Source organism: Clostridium sp. JN-1 (assembly GCF_003718715.1).
In the GTDB taxonomy this organism is placed as follows: Bacteria; Bacillota; Clostridia; order Clostridiales; family Clostridiaceae; genus Clostridium_AV.
In genome coordinates this window covers 1,094,229-1,113,333 of the sequence record NZ_CP033465.1, presented here as the reverse complement: position 1 = coordinate 1,113,333, position 19,105 = coordinate 1,094,229, and the positions used below count along the sequence as shown (strand labels likewise).

Annotated in this window: 16 protein-coding genes and 1 pseudogene; 3 read left to right on the top strand and 14 right to left on the bottom strand. The window is 30.3% G+C overall.

Features of this window, described 5'->3' with window-relative positions:
- Positions 1 to 6: 6 nt before the first annotated feature.
- From EBB51_RS05450 to EBB51_RS13845, 9 genes and pseudogenes are all read right to left on the bottom strand, one after another.
- Positions 7 to 720 carry a DUF881 domain-containing protein gene (locus tag EBB51_RS05450; protein ID WP_123053534.1) on the bottom strand — a complete coding sequence of 238 codons (714 nt, stop codon included), beginning with the start codon at positions 718 to 720 and terminating at the stop codon, positions 7 to 9.
- A gap of 14 nt (positions 721 to 734) precedes the next feature.
- Positions 735 to 1,505 (bottom strand): FtsQ-type POTRA domain-containing protein, encoded by a 771-nt coding sequence (locus EBB51_RS05445; protein ID WP_123053533.1) that lies wholly within the window; start codon positions 1,503 to 1,505, stop codon positions 735 to 737.
- Between the two features lie 179 nt (positions 1,506 to 1,684).
- On the bottom strand, positions 1,685 to 2,800 hold the full coding sequence (gene spoVE / locus EBB51_RS05440) for a stage V sporulation protein E (protein WP_123053532.1): 1,116 nt from the start codon (positions 2,798 to 2,800) through the stop codon (positions 1,685 to 1,687).
- Between the two features lie 62 nt (positions 2,801 to 2,862).
- Positions 2,863 to 3,816 carry a phospho-N-acetylmuramoyl-pentapeptide-transferase gene (gene mraY / locus EBB51_RS05435; protein ID WP_123053531.1) on the bottom strand — a complete coding sequence of 318 codons (954 nt, stop codon included), beginning with the start codon at positions 3,814 to 3,816 and terminating at the stop codon, positions 2,863 to 2,865.
- A gap of 85 nt (positions 3,817 to 3,901) precedes the next feature.
- A complete protein-coding gene (locus EBB51_RS05430) occupies positions 3,902 to 5,353 on the bottom strand; it encodes a UDP-N-acetylmuramoyl-L-alanyl-D-glutamate--2,6-diaminopimelate ligase (RefSeq protein WP_123053530.1) in 1,452 nt (483 codons plus the stop codon).
- 190 nt (positions 5,354 to 5,543) lie between these two features.
- On the bottom strand, positions 5,544 to 7,733 hold the full coding sequence (locus tag EBB51_RS05425) for a stage V sporulation protein D (RefSeq protein WP_123053529.1): 2,190 nt from the start codon (positions 7,731 to 7,733) through the stop codon (positions 5,544 to 5,546).
- Positions 7,734 to 7,785: 52 nt separating this feature from the next.
- Positions 7,786 to 8,277, bottom strand: a complete 492-nt coding sequence (locus EBB51_RS05420) for a septum formation initiator family protein (RefSeq protein ID WP_123053528.1) — start codon at positions 8,275 to 8,277, stop codon at positions 7,786 to 7,788.
- A gap of 27 nt (positions 8,278 to 8,304) precedes the next feature.
- Positions 8,305 to 9,234 carry a 16S rRNA (cytosine(1402)-N(4))-methyltransferase RsmH gene (rsmH, locus tag EBB51_RS05415; RefSeq protein ID WP_123053527.1) on the bottom strand — a complete coding sequence of 310 codons (930 nt, stop codon included), beginning with the start codon at positions 9,232 to 9,234 and terminating at the stop codon, positions 8,305 to 8,307.
- 44 nt (positions 9,235 to 9,278) lie between these two features.
- Positions 9,279 to 9,409, bottom strand: a pseudogene (locus EBB51_RS13845) (cell division/cell wall cluster transcriptional repressor MraZ); the annotation flags it as partial.
- A 266-nt stretch (positions 9,410 to 9,675) separates the two neighbouring features.
- On the opposite strand from EBB51_RS13845, the gene ychF reads away from it, so the two are divergent.
- Positions 9,676 to 10,773 (top strand): redox-regulated ATPase YchF, encoded by a 1,098-nt coding sequence (gene ychF / locus EBB51_RS05405; RefSeq protein WP_123053526.1) that lies wholly within the window; start codon positions 9,676 to 9,678, stop codon positions 10,771 to 10,773.
- A gap of 125 nt (positions 10,774 to 10,898) precedes the next feature.
- Here the strand turns inward: ychF and EBB51_RS05400 are convergent, their stop codons facing one another.
- Positions 10,899 to 13,202, bottom strand: a complete 2,304-nt coding sequence (locus tag EBB51_RS05400) for an AAA family ATPase (RefSeq protein ID WP_123053525.1) — start codon at positions 13,200 to 13,202, stop codon at positions 10,899 to 10,901.
- Between the two features lie 290 nt (positions 13,203 to 13,492).
- Here EBB51_RS05400 and EBB51_RS05395 point away from each other — a divergent pair, with 290 nt between their 5' ends.
- Positions 13,493 to 13,897: a hypothetical protein gene (locus tag EBB51_RS05395; RefSeq protein WP_123053524.1), complete on the top strand. Its 405-nt coding sequence runs from the start codon at positions 13,493 to 13,495 to the stop codon at positions 13,895 to 13,897.
- Positions 13,898 to 14,091: 194 nt separating this feature from the next.
- Here the strand turns inward: EBB51_RS05395 and EBB51_RS05390 are convergent, their stop codons facing one another.
- Complete coding sequence (locus EBB51_RS05390; protein WP_190285352.1) at positions 14,092 to 16,629, bottom strand: calcium-translocating P-type ATPase, PMCA-type; 2,538 nt, start codon at positions 16,627 to 16,629, stop codon at positions 14,092 to 14,094.
- Positions 16,630 to 17,003: 374 nt separating this feature from the next.
- On the opposite strand from EBB51_RS05390, the gene EBB51_RS05385 reads away from it, so the two are divergent.
- Positions 17,004 to 17,201 (top strand): nucleic acid-binding protein, encoded by a 198-nt coding sequence (locus tag EBB51_RS05385; protein ID WP_123053522.1) that lies wholly within the window; start codon positions 17,004 to 17,006, stop codon positions 17,199 to 17,201.
- Positions 17,202 to 17,343: 142 nt separating this feature from the next.
- Here the strand turns inward: EBB51_RS05385 and EBB51_RS05380 are convergent, their stop codons facing one another.
- From EBB51_RS05380 to EBB51_RS05370, 3 genes are all read right to left on the bottom strand, one after another.
- A complete protein-coding gene (locus tag EBB51_RS05380; protein ID WP_190285336.1) occupies positions 17,344 to 17,769 on the bottom strand; it encodes an integrase core domain-containing protein in 426 nt (141 codons plus the stop codon).
- On the bottom strand, positions 17,759 to 18,211 hold the full coding sequence (locus tag EBB51_RS05375; RefSeq protein WP_150131719.1) for an IS3 family transposase: 453 nt from the start codon (positions 18,209 to 18,211) through the stop codon (positions 17,759 to 17,761). Before EBB51_RS05375 ends, EBB51_RS05380 begins: the two co-directional genes overlap by 11 nt.
- Positions 18,212 to 18,294: 83 nt before the next feature.
- On the bottom strand, positions 18,295 to 18,600 hold the full coding sequence (locus EBB51_RS05370; RefSeq protein WP_123053519.1) for a helix-turn-helix domain-containing protein: 306 nt from the start codon (positions 18,598 to 18,600) through the stop codon (positions 18,295 to 18,297).
- Between the last annotated feature and the right edge of the window lie 505 nt (positions 18,601 to 19,105).

Below are 19,105 nucleotides of genomic sequence, written 5' to 3'. Positions count from 1 at the left end.
CATGACTTAACTTACTGGTTTTGCATATTCAAACTTATAAGTTTTATTACATTTTTTTATATTAATATTATCAGATTTTTCAAATTTAACGTCACATAATCCTTTGAAATCTGCAAAGACTTCTGGAAAACTCATGGCACTATTTAATAATTTTTCATCTCCAATAGCTTGTATAACTATTTTAGATGATGGTGATATTTTTTCATCATTTATCAAAATGTAATTACCTGCACTTCTAATTCCTGTCCTTGAAACAATCCTTATATCATTTATAGATATAGCTTCTGCACCAGCAAATCTTAATTCATTGACTAAATAAACAAGATGCTTATCTGTTATATGATCATTTAAATTATCGTTTCCAAACAATGCATTATTTGGTGTCAAATAAATTATTATACCAGGTCCCGTTACATCAGTAGATCCCGTTAATATCCTGCTATCTTCAACTTCCTTTAGGAGATTTTTAGTGGCATCACTCTTGCCTGCAGCTGCTTCTTCATAATTTTTAATTTGATTTTCCAAAGTATTTATTTTAGAATTCAGTTCATCTTTTTCTTTTTTATACTGTTCAATTTCTACAGTAACATCTGTGCTGTTCTTATTGGATAAATTAAAAGCATTATCTTGTTTCATCAAAGCTTTGAACTGATATGCAAGCATAAATCCTAATATTCCACAAACTACAGCTATACTAATTTGAGAACTAACTTTACGCATACAATAATATCCTCCTAATTTTGAATGAAAAATACAGGATTGCCATTAAAACTTACATTAATGTATCCATTTGCATCTTGTAATTGTTGTTTCTGAATTATATTTAAAGCCCTATTGAACCTTTGCTCAATATTTTCTTCATCCCCAAGTTTTATGCATATGTTCCTATAATACACTTTTAAGTCAATAGAATTGCTTACATCAACTAAAGTAATATTAGATGCTATGCTGCTATCTTTAAATATATTAGATAGGGAATTTATAATATCTATCTTCCTCTTATCGCCATTTTCAACGGGCTTACCAATTTCTTTTTTACCTAAATTAATGCCATTTAATTTAATTAACTTCATGTTACTTACATCATTTCTTTTTTCAAGCAAAATTCCATTTTCATCTATAACGAAATATTTGTTGTCTGCCATAACATAAAAAAATGCTTGTCTCTCTTTTACATTTATTTGTATTGTAGAAGGAAACTTTCTATCTATATTTACATTTGACATATACGGATTACTTAAAATATTGTTGGCAGCACTTCTAGAATTAACATAAAATATATTATTACCGTAATATATTTTAGATGACTCAATTATACTACTTTTAGGAATATTTTTACTCCCATAAACCTCAATATTACTTATATTGAAGTACGGGAGCTTCAAACAAAGTATAACACATAAAGATACTAACAATATAAATGCCATAATTAACTTTTTTAATCTTATACGTCTCCTGCGCCTTAGGATTAATTCATTATCCGTTTTTTTTAATAATAATCCCATCGACCAACTAACCACCTTACATACAAAGTTGAATCATTTTACTATAAATATAATAACACTTACTTTATTAAATTTCACTAAAATATTTATTAAATCTTATATAAATTGCTTAATATTATGGTAAAAAATGCTGTCAAATTAAACTAGGTTATAATTTGGCAGCATTTTAAAATTAAAGTTTAAGTATTTGTTTTTTGACGTGATATGTTAAGAAGTATACCTACTGCTATTAAATTAATTACAAGCGATGACCCTCCATAACTTATAAATGGAAGTGGAACTCCTGTTACTGGCATTGCTCCTGTTACAACGGCTATATTTATTATTGCTTGTATTGATATAACTGATGTTATACCAGCTGCTAAAAGTGTTCCATAAGCATCCTTAGCTTTTACAGCTGTAACTATGCCCCTCCATATAAATACTACAAACAATGTAACTACTAAAGTACATCCTATTAAACCAAGTTCTTCACCAATTATTGAAAATATAAAATCATTATGAGGTTCAGGTATGTAATAACACTTTTGCCTTGACTTTCCAAGCCCTACTCCCCATATTCCACCTGATCCCAAAGCCAAAAGAGATTGAATTAATTGATATCCATCTTTTTTAGGATCTTTCCATGGATCAAGGAAACTTGTAAATCTTGCCATCCTATATGGTTCGAAGATTATGCCTGCTGCGCCGCACAAAGCGACTAAACCTATTAATCCAAGAATATGAGATGTTTTAGTTCCTGATATATACAATATAATCAAAGTAACTAACATTATTATTACTGCAATACTCAAATTTTTTTCTACAAATACCATTCCAGCATAAAATCCGGAAGTTATAATATATGGAACTATTCCATAAGTCAGTGTTTTTATTTTTTCACCCTTTTTAGGTATACTCTTTGCCATATATATTACAACAATGTATTTTGCTATTTCAGAAGGTTGAAAAGAAAGCGGACCAAGCTGAATCCATCTAGTAGCACCATTTACAGGTTCAAATGCAAGAACTACTGCTAGCAATCCTGCAGTTATTATCATAAGTATTGTAGTATACCTTTTTATCTTATGATAGTCTATCTTTATAGTTGCAAACATACAGACCATACCTATTAGTGCTGCAGCTCCCTGTTTCTTTAAAAAGTAAGTGCTGTCCTTTATGTTAGGATTAAAAAAAGCACTATATGAACTGGCACTATACACCATAACTACTCCAATAGCAACTAGAAGCATTATAGTTGAAAATAATATAAAATCAATAGATCCAGTTTTAATAGTAGGTTTACTTATCTTCATAATATACCTATTTCCTCCTAATAAAATTACTAACTTAGGCAATCAAAACTACTTAATACAAATTATAGTGACAAGAATCCTAGTAAGCAAAGTAATACAGTAACTATACAAAACATTGAAACAACCTTAGTTTCATGCCAGCCCGATAGTTCAAAGTGATGATGTATAGGACTCATTTTAAATACTCTTTTTCCTGTTAGTTTAAATGAAGTTACTTGAATTAAAACGGATAAAGCTTCCAAAACATATATTCCACCTACTATTATAACCAGTAATGGCAGTTTTAGTATCAATGCTGTAGTTGCCACAGCTCCTCCCAAAGCTAGAGAACCTGTATCGCCCATAAATACTTGTGCGGGAAAAGCATTGTACTTTAAAAATCCTAGTAAAGCCCCAGATAAAACTGCACAAAATATAGCCAAAGTGTAATGGCCCATTGCAAAACTTACAAGTCCAAAGAATGTCATAACTAAAAGTGTAACAGACGTTGCAAGTCCATCTAATCCATCAGTTAAGTTGACTGCATTTGTTGTAGCAGCAAAGTAAAATATAACAAATGGAATATACATACTTCCAAGATTCCATGACTTATGCAAAAATGGAACTATTATTGATGTACCTATATAAGGATTTTTATATGCATAATATGCAAAAATACCCGACACAATTAAAATTAAAAGCATCTTTTGATAAGCTCTAAGTCCCAAATTATTTTTATGATAAATTTTCAAAAAATCATCTATTGCACCTATTGCTCCAAATGCCACAAAAGAATATAATACAACCATTGCTTCATCACTTGGCTTTCTTACAATAATAGCCATTGCAATAAATGTAGATAGTATAAATATTATTCCTCCCATAGTAGGCGTACCTGCCTTTTTCATATGGCTTTTGGGTCCTTCTTCCCTTATATTCTGACCAAATTTCAGTTTATGTAGTAGTGGAATCAAAATAGGTCCTTCTAATAAAGATATAAAAAATGCGACTAATACCGAATATATTAATTTATTCAATTTAACTTACCCTAATCAAAAATATAGATTAGAGTATATTCACCTCCCCCTTAACTTGTTCTTCCTTTGTTATTAATTATTTTATCTACTTGTTAAGTTCTTTTACTATTTCACTTACTACCTCTCTTTCATCAAAATGTATGGTTTTATCCTTTAATATTTGATAATCTTCATGACCTTTTCCAGCTACTACTATAACATCATCCTTTTTAGCCATCTCCATAGCTTTCTTTATAGCTTCTCTTCTGTTTTCTATTACTATATAGTTGTCTTTTTCAACTCCTGCTGTAACTTCTTTTATTATAGACATTGGATCTTCTGTTCTTGGATTATCTGAAGTAATTACTGCAATATCACTTAAGTCAGTTCCAATCTTACCCATAATAGGTCTTTTAGTATTATCCCTATCTCCTCCACATCCAAAAACACTTATAAGTCTGCCTTTAGTAAATTCTCTTGCTGTATTTAATATATTTTGAAGACCATCTGGAGTATGTGCATAATCTACTATAACTTCATATCCAAGATTATAATTTTGAGTTACTATCTCACACCTTCCTGGAACATATAACATATTTTCAAGACCTTTTTTTACTATTTCAAGTGATATACCTTCATTCAGACAAGCAGCTGCACTGCCAAGAGCATTCATAACATTGTATCTGCCTGGTATATTTAAATTTATATGAACTGCTTTGCTATTATATGTTAAATCAAATTCTATTCCCCTTGAATGCATATGTATATTATCTGCCCTGACATTGGCATCTTTATTAATTGAATATGAAATTTTATTTCCACCTGCATCTTTGTATACCCTATCTCCGTAAGTATCATCTAAGTTTACTATTGAATTTAAAGTGTTTTTAAAAAGTATTAACTTGGCTTTATAATAATTTTCAAAAGTCTTGTGGAAATCCAAATGATCTCTTGTCAAATTTGTAAATATTGCTTCACAAAATTTAATTCCATACACTCTATTTAAATAAAGTGAGTGTGAAGAAACTTCCATAACACAATACTCAACACCTTCATCTACCATTTCCTTAAATAACTTTTGAAGTTCCAATGATTCAGGAGTAGTTCTGTGAGTTGGTACTTTTTTATTTCCTATATAATTAGCTATAGTTCCTACAAGCCCTACTTTATATCCGGCAGTTTCCAAAATTGACTTCATCATAAAAGTTGATGTGGTTTTGCCATTAGTCCCTGTAATTCCTATAATTTTAAGTTTGTCTGCAGGATTATCATAATAATTAGCCCCTGCCTTTGCAAGAACTTTTCTACTATCATCTACCATTAAAATAGTGCAATCAGGTAAATTTTCTACTTCTCTACTGCATATTATTGCAGTTGCTCCATTTTTAGCAGCACTATTTATGTACTTATGACCATCTGTACTATATCCTTCAATACAAACAAATAGATCCCCTTTTTTGACTTCCCTTGAATCATATTGAATTTGTCTTATGTCTAGATCTTCGCTGCCTTTTAAAACTTTATATTCAATATTATCAAGAACTTGCTTTAATTTCATAGTAAAACACCTCTCTTTTTTTATTCTTAAATAATATTACATAGCATTGGCATGCAATTACAGCTATTTATCTATACATTGCATGCCTTATATAAAAATAAGCTTTTATATATTTTAATCTTACCATAGAAATCAATTTTAAACAGAACTTTACTCTATTTAACTTAGCAAATCATTCTATTTTTTTAAATTAATCTCCTATAGGATCTGCTTCAACATCTATAACCGTTCCCTTTTCAACTTGTTTCCCTGGTTTGATACTTTGATCACATACTATGCCTTCTCCTTCAAAGTTTGCCTTTAAACCTACACTTTGAAATACTTCAACTGCTTTTTGTGGACTCAATCCTGTTATATCTGGAACAGCTACTACTTTATTATAATTTTCTGCACTTCCTGTGTAAAGTATAACTTTACTACCTTCTTTTACTGTATACCCTGGTTTAGGATTCATATCTACTATATACTCTCCATTATTATCAACTTCTGCATTTAGACCATTATCTTTTAATAATTTTTGTGCATCCTCTTTTTTCATTCCTCTAACATCTGGAATTACCACATCCTTTAACATGCTCTTAGCTGCTTCTTCTTGGCTTTTGTCACCTTTTATACCCATATAATTAAATATATCATTAAAAACCAATTTAGCTGCAGGCGCTGCAGTTTGAGCAGCATAATAGTTAGATGGATCTGGTTCATCTATAGATACTAATACTGTTACCTTTGGATCATTAGCTGGTGCCATTCCAGCAAATGAAGATATATATTTTCCTGATTGGTATCCTCCAACTCCAGCTTTTTGTGCAGTTCCAGTTTTACCAGCTATATGGTAGCCTTCTATACAAGCTTTTTTTCCGCCGCCTTCTGATACTACTCTTTCAAGGTATCCCCTCAATTCTGACATTTTACTAGAATCTACGATTTTTTTACTATTACTGCCTGAGATATCAAAAGTTTGATCAACTACATTTTCCTTTTTAGTATCATCATAATGAGTTATTTCTTTCATGACATGGGGTTTTATAAGGGTACCTCCATTTGCTATTGCATTAAATGCAGTTAAATATTGAACTGCTGAAACTGTATTTGCCTGCCCAAAAGATATGGTAGCAAGATCTATATCAGTTATATCCTGAGTTTTTTTAATTATACCTTTAGCTTCACCAGGCAAATCTATACCTGTTTTCTGTCCGAAACCAAATTTTTGTATATACTTGTTTAAAGTTTCTTTTCCAATCATCTTTCCAAGCTGTGCAAATCCTACATTACATGAATTTTTTAATATGTCACTAAATGTTTGTTCTCCATGACCTGCACTTTTCCAGCAGTGTATAGTCTTATTTCCTATCTTTATACTTCCATTACATGAAAACTTTGTATCTTTATTTACTATTCCCTCTTCCAAAGCTGCAGAAGCTGTTACTACCTTAAATATAGAACCTGGTTCAAAGGTATCACTAACCGCTCTGTTTCTCCACGTTTTTTGAAGTTCATCATATGATTTTCCTTCAATCCACGGATCATTTGGATTGTAATCCGGTTTATTCACCATAGCAAGTATTTCACCATTCTTAGGATTCATCACAATTATACTTACAGCTTTAGCTTTATTATCATTCAAGGTTTGAGCTGCAATTTTTTCACAAAAGCTTTGAATCATTTCATCTATAGTTAAAACAACGTCCTCTCCATCAACTGGTTTTGTATAATCAGAAATCGTATATGGAAGCCCTTTGCTTTTTCTATCGGTTTCCGAAATTCTAACCCCTGGGGTGCCAGAAAGTTGTTTATTATAGTAAAGTTCAACACCTGTAAGTCCATTTCCATCTGAATTAGTATGTCCTAAAACATGTGATAAAAAATTACCATTAGGATAATATCTTTTAGTATCTCCAGATATGAGAACACCATTTAAATTTAAGTTTCTCACATTATCTGCTTGTTCTTTTTCTACCCTTCTCTTTAAATTAACTGAAGAAAGCGGCAGTCCACCTGGAAGTGTCTTACTTAAAATTTTAGAAACTTCATTTTTATCCATTGACATAGCCGCAGCTAATTCAGATGCAACTTGATCTTGAGATAAATTTTTTTCTTTCATAGTCTGCCTCAAAGTATTCATGTCTAAATCAACTCTATAGACATTTGCACTTATTGCAAGCTCGTGTCCACTTTTATCCAAAACCTTTCCTCTTTTAGCATCAATCTTTACTTCGCTTGTCCACTGTGCGATGGCAATTGATTTCAATTTAGGTGACTCATATACCATTACATATATCATTCTCCCTATGAGTCCGCAAATTAATAATAAAAGAAAACAAAAGATAATTACCATTCTCTTTCTTACAATAACTTTATCTCTATATTCTCTTTTAGTCAAAAACTTTACCTCCATAAAAGCATTGCTTAGACAAAATCATGTGTCTATTTAACTAATATAAAAATTTAATGAGTTTATCCCATATATTTTGTTCTTTAGTCTCTCTACTTTCTTTTTGTGGAGTTGTGCTTATATTTTTTTTATCTAAATCCGTATAGACAATTGATGCCTTGTTTGGAAATACCATATGTAATTTATTTATTGCTGTACTCTCTATATATTGAATATTATTGTATTGAACTAAATTAACTTTCAATTGTTCATTTTTACTATTTAACTTACTTATATTATTATTTATAGAGTTTAATTGTGTCTGCATATTATAGATTATACAGTATCTGCCTACAAGCAATAAACCTATTACAAATATCAATAGGATGTTTCTCAGTATTTTAGCTTTATTTTTTATCCTTTTTTGTCTCAGTTTTTCTCTTTTTAGTTTTTCTTTTTCACGATTTTTTTCTTGGCCTTTACCATAATCAGGTACCTCTTCAGGCTGCAAAACAGTATTTCCAGATATAGTATCTTTATTCACCACTATCACTTTATTCACCCCTCGTAAACTTTAGAACTAAATTTTCTGAGCTACTCTAAGCTTTGCACTTCTGCTTCTTGAATTAATTTCCCTTTCTTCTTCTGATGGTTCAATTGGCTTTTTAGTAATAATTTTAATTGAAGGTTTTTTCCCACATACACATATAGGAAAATCACGCGGACACGTACATGGATTTTCTAATTCCTTAAACTTAACTTTTATCTTTCTATCTTCAAGGGAATGAAAAGTTATGATAGACAGCCTTCCACCCTCATTTAAAAATCTAATGCTATTGTCAACAGCTTTATTTAGTATATCGAGTTCCTTATTTACTTCTATTCTTACAGCTTGAAATGTTTTCTTTGCAGGATGGCCTTTTCTTTGAAACTTTTTAGGTATGGCACATCTTATAATTTCCACAAGTTCTCCTGTAGTCTTTATAGGTTCTTGTATCCTTCTTTCTAATATTAACCTTGCTATTCTCCTTGCAAACTTTTCTTCACCATAATTTTTAATTACATCATAAAGTTGATCTTCATTATATGTATTTATAACATCATAAGCTGAAAATTGATTTTCCCTGTTCATTCTCATATCCAAAGGGGCATCTTTCATATAACTAAATCCCCTCTCGGTTTCATCAAGTTGATAAGAAGATACTCCAAGGTCCATCATAATTCCATCTACTTTTTTTATTCCCAGCTCTTTTAATATAGAATCTAAATTGTAAAAGTTATCATGAACATATGTAATATTATCAAAGTCCTTCAATTTTTCAGATGCTGCTTTTAATGCACAAGTATCTTGGTCTACTCCTATTAACCTTCCATCTTTAGAGAGCCTCTTTGCAATTTCATATGAATGACCCCCTCCACCAATTGTACAGTCAACATATATCCCATCTTTTTTTATATTAAGTGATTCTATAGTTTCTTCTAATAATACTGGTATATGCTTAAATTCCATAATTGCCTCCTAAAAGTTTATATTCCTAGTTTACTCATTTGTTCTTATAATTCATTAAAGTCTATATTTGAATCATTATATTCCTGCCGCTTTTCTTACTCCATATTTCAGCTCTAGTTGATACACCTATACTTACTATTCCTTTTTTAATCTCAGCATATTCAAGTAAACTTTGTATTTACTCCACTTTACTCCACTTTTAACCACTAAACTTAACTATTCTATTTTAACATAAAAATTCCCTCTTTTATAAATAACTTTTTAAAATTTTTTTTAAATAGATTAAAATACCCTTGCTTTCACCCCAGGGGTGTAAATTCTTCCAAAGTTTATACCCCTGGGGTGAAGATTATTGAAATTACTAACTGTCTAGGGTATAATTTAATAGAACTTTTAATAGAATTTTGCTTTTAATTTTGCGAAAGAAAGGAATGTACATATATGAAACTTGGAATAGTAGGTTTACCTAATGTAGGTAAAAGTACTTTATTTAATGCTATAACTCAAGCAGGGGCTGAATCAGCAAACTATCCATTTTGCACAATAGAACCAAATGTTGGGGTAGTAAGTGTGCCCGATGATAGATTAGACATATTAGAAAAAATGTATAATCCTAAGAAAAAGATATATACATCAATAGAATTTTATGATATAGCCGGTTTAGTTAAAGGTGCAAGCAAAGGAGAAGGTCTTGGAAATAAGTTCTTATCACACATAAGAGAAGTAGAAGCAATAGTACACGTCGTTAGATGTTTTGAAGATCCTAACATAGTACATGTTGATGGATCAATAGATCCAATCCGTGATATTGAAACTATAAATTTGGAACTTATATTTTCAGATATTGAAGTCATGGATAGAAAGATCGAAAAGATAGCTAAACTTGCTCATGGCGGACTTAAGGAAGCTAAAACTGAATATGAATTAATGTTAAAAATCAAAAATCATCTTGAAGCTGGAAAGCCTGTTAGAACATTGGACTTAGATGAAGATGAAAGTGAAATAGTAAAAGGCTATTTTTTACTTACAACAAAACCAGTATTATATGTTGCAAACATATCCGAAGACGACTTAATATCAGGTAATACTGAAAATGACTATGTTAAGAAGGTAAGAGAATTTGCAAAAAATGAAAATTCTGAAGTAATAGTTATTTCAGCTAAAATAGAAGAAGAGCTTTCTTCACTTGATGACGATGAAAGGATAGAAATGTTAGCAGAGTATGGGCTCAAGGAAGCTGGACTCAACAAACTAATTAATTCAAGTTACAAACTTTTAGGATTGATTAGTTTCTTAACAGTTGGATCAGATGAAGTAAGAGCATGGACTATTAAAGAAGGTACAAAAGCACCAAAAGCTGCTGGTAAAGTACATACTGATATAGAAAAAGGATTTATTCGTGCAGAAGTAATATCTTATGATAAATTGATAGAATGCGGATCTGAAGCAGCAGCAAAAGAAAAGGGATTTTATAGACTTGAAGGCAAGGATTACATAATGCAAGATGGAGACATTGTACATTTTAGATTTAACGTCTAAGCCTCATTTGTATATGCTTGTAATTTTGGAACAAAATATAAAACATTTTGTTCCTTTTTGTTTTTTAAAGTAAAGTTATAAGGACTGAAGCAAGTTTTATCAATTAAGCTTACAGTCCGTATAATTTAATCCTTAACCGTTCCCTGTTTTTTTAAATATTTTTTGAGTTCTTTTTTACTCTCACGAATTACACTTTCATAATCTTCTTCCATAAGGACTTCAACTGCATCTTTTAAATTAGACATAGTATAAATGTGGAACTTACCATTTGCTATTTCCGTTTCAACATCACTTTTTAAAACCAAGCTGCTTATATTTGATTTTGGAATGAGTACTCCTTTTTCATTAGTATCACCCACGAGCTTACATATATCAAAAAACCCTTCTATTTTCTCATTAACTCCCCCTATAGCTTGAACTTGACCAAGCTGATCTATAGAACCTGTAACTGCTATATTTTGATTTATACCAACTTTGCTTAAGGCAGAAATCATAGCCATTACCTCTGCAACTGAAGCACTATCTCCATCTACTTTTCCATAAACTTGTTCAAAACTCAAATGAAAATTTACAGGTATCTTCTCATATCCCCCTATAAGTGAATTTAAATATCCTTTAAGAATATTTATAGCTTTGCTGTGAATATTTCCGCTTAAATTTGCCTCTCTTTGTACATCTATTACATTTCCATCTCCCTTATGGCAGGAACATGTTATCCTTATTGGCCTTCCAAATGTAACATACCCTGTATCAATTACCGAAAGTCCATTTACTTGACCGATTACCTTACCTTGAACATCTATTAAAAGTTTATTTTCTTTATAACCTTCATACACCTGTTCTTCAATCAATTCGTGTTTATAAACTGTATCCATTATGTCCTGTCTTTCTATACTTTCTCTATTATCCCTAGTTACCTTATTGTCTGCAATTATGAGTACATTGTTAAGTTCGCAGCTATTCATATACAGTTTATTTCTATCCTCTGCTTTTCTAGATAAAAATTTTGCAAGCTCTTTTATAGCTTCATCAGTAAGTGTATGCAGTTTATTACGCTTACATGTATTGTAAGTTTTAGCTATAAAACACTTTTTAGTTTCCTCATTCAAATTTAATATTCCCCTGCGCTCTGCTCTAATCTTAAACAGCTTTTTAAAGTCTTCATCATAGGAATAAAGTAAATCATAAGTTTTATAATTCCCTATTAATATGACTGTTTCGTTAAATTTTATTGACTGCGGCTTTAGTCCGCTTAAAGATAATAATTCAAGATATCCTCTATTATAATTTAAATCTACCTTTCCACTTAAAAAAGTTTTCTTCAAGTAATAATAAGAATTTAAATTATTTAAAAGACTGTTAGCTCTTATTATAAGACAGCCTCCATTAGCTTTTAAAAAAGAACCACTTTTTATTAAACCTGCATTTGTAACATAGGTACCATTTTTATTTTCATATTCTATGCTGCCTATTAAATTACTTACACTTGGATCTTCTTCAAATATGACAGGAGGTTCATTCACTTCACTATTATCTACAAGTACATTTACTACATATTTATAAATAATTTTAATTATACTTTCCCTGTCATCCTCATAACTTATTGAATATATACTTTTTATACTTTCTTCTATATCATTACACATATCATTTAAATAACCTATTACTTTGTAACTTCCATTGAATTCATTCGTGTAACTTGATTTTATATCAATTGTTTTATCAAAATAATACTTATCCATAATAATCTTTATCTTATCAATCTCAGATAGTTCCATTTCTTTGAGTTCATCTAGTATTTCATGTGCACTACTTTTCAAATTATTTATTTTATCTAATATTTCTTCTCTTTTTTCTGTATCAAGTGCATCATATTCTTTTTCACTCATCATGTCACCATCTTCTTTTATGGGAACAAATGTAAATCCGCTCACCGTAGGTTTCATAATAAAGCCATCATCTTTAGAAACCTTTAATAGCTTATTCACTAAATCAGTTTTTCTCTTGTCAAGGCTTGTTAATATATCTTCTTTTTCCTTAACTGAAGCATTATTATAAAATTCATAAGTACTATCTAAATATAAATTTTTTATTTTTTCTACCATATTTTTTAATGTTTTGCCTTTTCCACCTGGTAAGAATAAAACCTCAGGATGCTTTTCATCTTTACATACAACATAACATATATCTTCTGGCTTTCCCTTATATTTTAAGTTATCATGTACAAACTCCATGATCTTACTTAAATTATATTCGGAAAAATCATCTATAAGATAAACATTATATCCATCCTTGTCTATTTCTAAGGCTGTTTTTATTTTTTTATATACCTCGTCATACTCAGGAGTATCATTTATTTCTCCTCTTATACTTATATTATCAAATTTAAAATCATATATAATTTTTTGAGGGTCTAATTCTGTATTCATACATCGTCCTCCTTTCATCGCTTACTATAATAATATTCGCAAAAACATTATTTAGGAACAAATTTTTAAATATAAAACTTTAACAGTATCTATTAATGAGTTCTGGGGAAAAATATTTATATACCTTAAGATAGTTTATTTTAGCAGCAAATCCCTACTCTTTTGTTAGCATGGGTTAATATATTTTCAAAAAATCAATACTATGCTATAATATACTTAAAATTCTTCAAGGAAAATCTGCTGAAAAATACAGCATTTCTCATAAATATTAACAAAAAGGAGTTATACACATGAGTTTTAAAGAAAAAATTTCGCAATATTATACTAAATCTTATTTGAAAAAATATGGGGATAGACTTACTCAAGTTCAAGGTACTGTTGTATCAGTTAAAGTAACCAAGAAAACTATTTTATGGATATTCCATAAATTAAATGTCAGCTTACTCGTAAGACCAGAGAGAAGCAAAAACATAGTGAAATGTTCTTATGTAAGAAAAAAATGGTTTAAAAAGCCAGAGTTTATTACTGTAAATCAAGGTAATTTAGTATTAGTACAGGGTCTTAAAGCAAGAAAAGGAAAGCAAGGTAAAGACTTTATTAACCTTATAAATATAAGAAATATGACAACAAAGAAAGATTTAGTTCCTGTAGAAGGAAAAGTTCAAAGAGCAAGAAAAGTTCAGAGAATTAAATAAAAATTTAAGGTTTGATTTTTAAAAAATCAAACCTTAAATTTTTCAGAGGACAAAGGACAGAGGACATTGAAGGTTGATTTTTTGCTAACGCAAAAAATCTTTAAATTTATATAATTCAGCAATGTTTCGCTTTAGCGAAACGAGTTATCAAAAATCCTCCTTCTATGTCCTATGTCCTATGTCCTTGTTTTTAACTACTTAAAATAAAGATATAAACTGTTTATAAGTGCAATTATGCCTGAAAAAAATATTACTATCGCCCACTGCCCTATATCAAGTGGACTTGTATGGAATACACCTTGCATAAAAGGCACATATAGAACACACATAACCATACCTATAGATATAAGTACAGATCCTACCAAGTATTTATTGGTGAATAACTTAATTTCAAATAAAGAATGCTTTTCAGACCTGCATTCAAATACATGAATGAGTTGTGACATTACAAGAGTGCATAATGCAAGCGTTCTGCATACATTTAAATTGCACTTGTAAAACTTTCCGGTTACAAAAGCTAATATTGTGCAAATTCCTATCAAAGATCCTCTTATAATTATTTTCTCACTCAATCCCCTTGCAAATATACTTTCATTTTTAGGCCTTGGCTTATCCTCCATTATATTACCATCGGCTGGATCCACGCCAAGAGCCATAGCTGGAAGACCATCTGTTGCAAGATTAATTAGTAAAATTTGTATTGGGAGAAGAGGTGTCTCCAAATAAAAAAGTGATGCTAAAAACATAGTAAGTACTTCTCCAAGATTGCACGAAAGTAGATACCTTATAAACTTTCTTATATTGTCATAAATTACTCTTCCCTCTTCTATAGCTGATACTATTGTTGAAAAATTATCATCTAAAAGTATCATTGATGAAGCTTCCTTAGTTACATCTGTTCCTGAAATTCCCATGGCAACACCTATATCGGCTTCTTTTACTGCTGGTGCATCATTTACTCCATCACCAGTCATTGCTACAATTTTGTCTTTGGATTTAAGTATTTTTACAATTCTAAGTTTATGTCCTGGGTTTACACGTGCAAAAACAGAAAGATTTTCTATCTTACTTGAAAGCTGCTTATCTGTTAATTCATCTAATTCTGATCCTGTTATAACTTGAGACCTATCTTTACATATACTCAATTCATTTGCTATTGCAAAAGCAGTATTTTTGTGGTCACCTGTTATCATTATAGGCTTTATACCAGCCATTTTACATTTTAATACTGCATCCTTAGCTTCCTTTCTAGGAGGATCTATAATACCTGCTATACCTAAAAATACAAGATCTTCCTCTAAACTTTTTCCCCTAACAACCCCTTTTTCCTTATATGCACCTGCTATACATCTAAGTGCTTTAAATGACATATCTTCAAGCGCCTTGTTTACACTTGCCTTATACTCGGAAGTAAATAATTTAACTTCTCCTTTATCCAGAATATATTTGCACCTCGCAATTACTCTTTCAGGAGCGCCCTTTACGTAGCAAATATTCTTACTGCCTTCTTTTACAATTACCGACATCATTTTTCTGTCTGAATCAAATGGATTACTATATACTCTCTTTGCCTTTTGAAGAAATTCTTTTAAAGGCTTATTTTCCTTAAAATAAACTTTTATAAGTGATGTTTCCGTCGGATCTCCAAATAAGCTCTTAGAAAAATCCTTTTGATTAAAATCATAATCACAATCATTACAATATACAAATGCCTTCTTAAGTAAAACATTTTCTGGAATCTTTTCTTTATCTAAATAAAATATGTTTTTATCAAAATACATTGCTTTAACTGTCATTTTATTTTGCGTAAGTGTCCCTGTTTTATCGCTGCATATAATAGATGTACATCCAAGTGTTTCTACAGCCGGTAATTTTCTAACTAAAGCATTTCTCTTGAGCATTCTTGACACTCCGAGTGCAAGAGCAACTGTTACTATTGCTGGAAGCCCTTCTGGTATAGCTGCTACTGCAAGACTGACCCCAAGTAAGAACATCTGATACTTGTCCTCACCTCTCCATATTCCAGTTAAAGTTACGATAATACATATGGCTATACATGCTGCAACAAGAACTTTTCCAAGTGAGGTGAGCTTTTCTTTTAAAGGCGATCTTTCACTTTCTATACTATCTAACATGCCAGCTATTTTTCCCATTTCGGTTTTCATACCTGTTTGTACAACTTTTGCTTTGCCCTTACCAGTAAGTACTATAGTTCCCATGTATGTTGAGTTATCTTTTGAATTACAGCTTTTACTTACTCCTGCAGACTCACCTGTTAAAAGCGATTCATCTACCATAAAGTTACTATCTTCCATAAGAATGCAGTCTGCAGGTATTCTGTCTCCACTTTCAAGTATGACTAAATCTCCAATTACTAGATTCTCAGTATTTATTACCTTTACAAATCCATCCCTCACAACTTTTGCTGTGGGTGATGCCATCTTTTTTAAAGCTTCAAGCGACCTTTCTGTTTTATACTCTTGCATAAATCCAAGTACAGCATTCATAACTACAATTATGAGTATAGTTATACAATCAGCTTTTTCTCCCATGAATCCAGATAGTACAGTTGCCACAATAAGTACCCATGTTATAAGGTCATTAAATTGTGAAATGAATATTTTAACTGGTGATATCTTCTTCTTTTCTTGTAGTGTATTGGATCCATACCTTTTTAATCTTCTTTCAGCTTCTCTTTGCGTGAGTCCACTTTGAATTTCTTTTTCGTTTATCAAATCCCATCCCCTCCAAAATCAACGATTAAAAACTCATAATCTAATGTAAATATATGATTATCAAATACATTATTATGATTAAAACTATAATTGATAATATACAAAAAATGCGAAGCAATTTTTTTGAAAAGACAAAATCAGAGAACAAAAAAACAGAGGACAAAGGACATTGAAGGTTGATTTTTTGCTAATGCAAAAGAATCTTTAAATCTATATAGGTTAGCAGTATTTTGCTTTAGCGACAGGACAAACGCATATAAGATTTTAGGGCGCAGTCCTTTTATTTTTACGATTTAATCAGTATAATATAGTATATAAACCAAAATTTAAAGTTGAGTATTATAAATAAGTAATTTAACGGAGGTATATGTATGAGAAAGTGTATAAGGTGTGAAACCGAAATGATTGAAAATTGTTCAATAAAAATTGAAGGTGATGGCTATGGTATAGTAATGGCAACAGACGATAAGCGTTTATTCGCCAATAGAATAGGAAAACCGAAAGTAGCCATTTGTCCAAACTGTGGTGAAGTATCTATCTACGTTGAAAATACAAAGAATTTAGGATAGACAAATTCCAATTTAGCTATCTTACGACATTTGTCTTTAAATTTACTTAGGGAAGAAAAAGTTTAAAGAAAAGTTTAATTAAAGATTTTTCGCAGTGCAGCGGAGAAAAATCAACCTCGGATTGGCCCCTTAAAAGTGGACTCTAAATGCTAATTACTAGTTTATTCTTGAAATTACTATTTATTAGATTATAGAATTCATTTGGAGTTCTATAATCTATTGAAGAATGTATTCTTTTGAAGTTATAATTATCCACATATTTTTTTATAGTATTTTCTGCATCATCTAAGTTCTTAAATAACTTACCTGTAAAACATTCTTGCTGTATATATCTATGATATGACTCTATATGAGCGTTATAATTAGGACTATGAGCAGGTATTCGTTCATGAATAATATTTTCTTGAATACATAACTTTTCAAATTTACTAGCTATAAATTGTGATCCATTGTCTGTGCGTACTGTCAGCTTTGAAATTTTTCCTTTGATACCTCTATTGTAAAGTGCTTTTATTACTACAGTTTCAGCTTGCTTTGCATCTGCAGAAAGTGCTAAATCAATATGCAAGTATGCTTCTATCAAATACATCTATTATAGATGTTAAATAAGCTACTTGATTTGTTTCAGCTATATAAACATACTTCATATCCATTTCCCAAAGTTGATTTGAATCTATAATTACATGATTTTTGCACACTTTAGAGTATCTTTTAATGCTTAGTTTTTTCCTTTCTAACAAATTCATACTATCCATTAATCTATAAACTTTTTTCTTATTAATTTTTAGTTTATATTTGTTCCTTAAGATTGCAGTGATTTTTTTATATCCATAAAATTGTCCTACTTCATCATTTTTTATTTCTGTTATATATTTTTGAATCTTTAAATCAGAAACTTTTTCACTATGCATATTTAAACTATATCCTGGAATGTTGCCTTCTGATTTATTTAAAGGCTTATTTTTGCTTTTAGTTAACATTTGACGTTTATAATAAGTAGATTTCTTCAAACCTAATATTTGTAATATGGTTTTAATAGGTGCACCTGTAGAAATCCACTCAGTTGCATAAGAATATAAGTCAAATTCCTCATTTATTTGCTTTTTTTTAATAAGTCTCTAAGAACAGCAACTTCTAATTCGAGTTTTTTGCATTTTTCTTGTGTTTTCTTATATTCTTTTTTATAATCTACGATTATTTCATCAGTTTTAGGTTCTTTAGTATCTTTAGGCTTCAAAGTTTGTTTATATCTTCTATAATTACATTTCCATCTAGATAGTAAACTTTTGTTTAAATTATATTTTGCCTCTACTAAAGCATTACTTCCACATGATAAAGCTTCTTCTACAATTTTTACTCGTTCCTCTTCTGTATATCTTCTAACAAATTTATCACTCATAAGGCACCCCTCCATCTGCTAATTTCTAGTATAAGTTAACTCAAGCTATGAGTCTACTATTCGAAAGGGGCCTATGAGTCCTTCTCTGTCCTCTGTCCTCTGTCCTCTGCTTTTATCCTTTGTTCTCTCAAAAATATAGTTGATAAGGTGTTATTTATTGGATATAATATAGATGTATACATATTTTTAGGTTAAGTTTGTAATTATAAAACATATATAAAGTTTCTGATTCAAGACTTAACTCATACTCCGGGATATATATCCCTGCGTGTAAGTTAATTTGCAAATTTAAATAACTATACATTTACTTTTAGCTTAAAACTTAGTTTGCACGCAGGGGTATGCTGCCAAAATGAAAGCACATATAAATACTTTTTTATCATTCTTGGCGAAGTATTTTAGAAAATCTATAAATATTGATATTGTCTGAGGTACGAGTTTATCAATGTTTATTAGCTTTTCAAAATACTGAGTCTTAGAATGATTAAAAGTATTTATCGTGCCT

What these genes read in the sequence shown, in the direction of transcription:
- EBB51_RS05395 (WP_123053524.1), top strand. Translation starts at nt 13,493, where the DNA reads ATGAGTTTTAAAGAAAAAATTTCGCAATATTATACTAAATCTTATTTG.
- EBB51_RS05385 (WP_123053522.1), top strand. Translation starts at nt 17,004, where the DNA reads ATGAGAAAGTGTATAAGGTGTGAAACCGAAATGATTGAAAATTGTTCA.
- EBB51_RS05400 (WP_123053525.1), bottom strand. Translation starts at nt 13,202, where the DNA reads ATGAATACAGAATTAGACCCTCAAAAAATTATATATGATTTTAAATTT.
- rsmH (WP_123053527.1), bottom strand. Translation starts at nt 9,234, where the DNA reads ATGGAATTTAAGCATATACCAGTATTATTAGAAGAAACTATAGAATCA.
- EBB51_RS05430 (WP_123053530.1), bottom strand. Translation starts at nt 5,353, where the DNA reads ATGAAATTAAAGCAAGTTCTTGATAATATTGAATATAAAGTTTTAAAA.
- spoVE (WP_123053532.1), bottom strand. Translation starts at nt 2,800, where the DNA reads ATGAAGATAAGTAAACCTACTATTAAAACTGGATCTATTGATTTTATA.
- EBB51_RS05450 (WP_123053534.1), bottom strand. Translation starts at nt 720, where the DNA reads ATGCGTAAAGTTAGTTCTCAAATTAGTATAGCTGTAGTTTGTGGAATA.
- EBB51_RS05370 (WP_123053519.1), bottom strand. Translation starts at nt 18,600, where the DNA reads ATGAGTGATAAATTTGTTAGAAGATATACAGAAGAGGAACGAGTAAAA.
- EBB51_RS05445 (WP_123053533.1), bottom strand. Translation starts at nt 1,505, where the DNA reads ATGGGATTATTATTAAAAAAAACGGATAATGAATTAATCCTAAGGCGC.
- ychF (WP_123053526.1), top strand. Translation starts at nt 9,676, where the DNA reads ATGAAACTTGGAATAGTAGGTTTACCTAATGTAGGTAAAAGTACTTTA.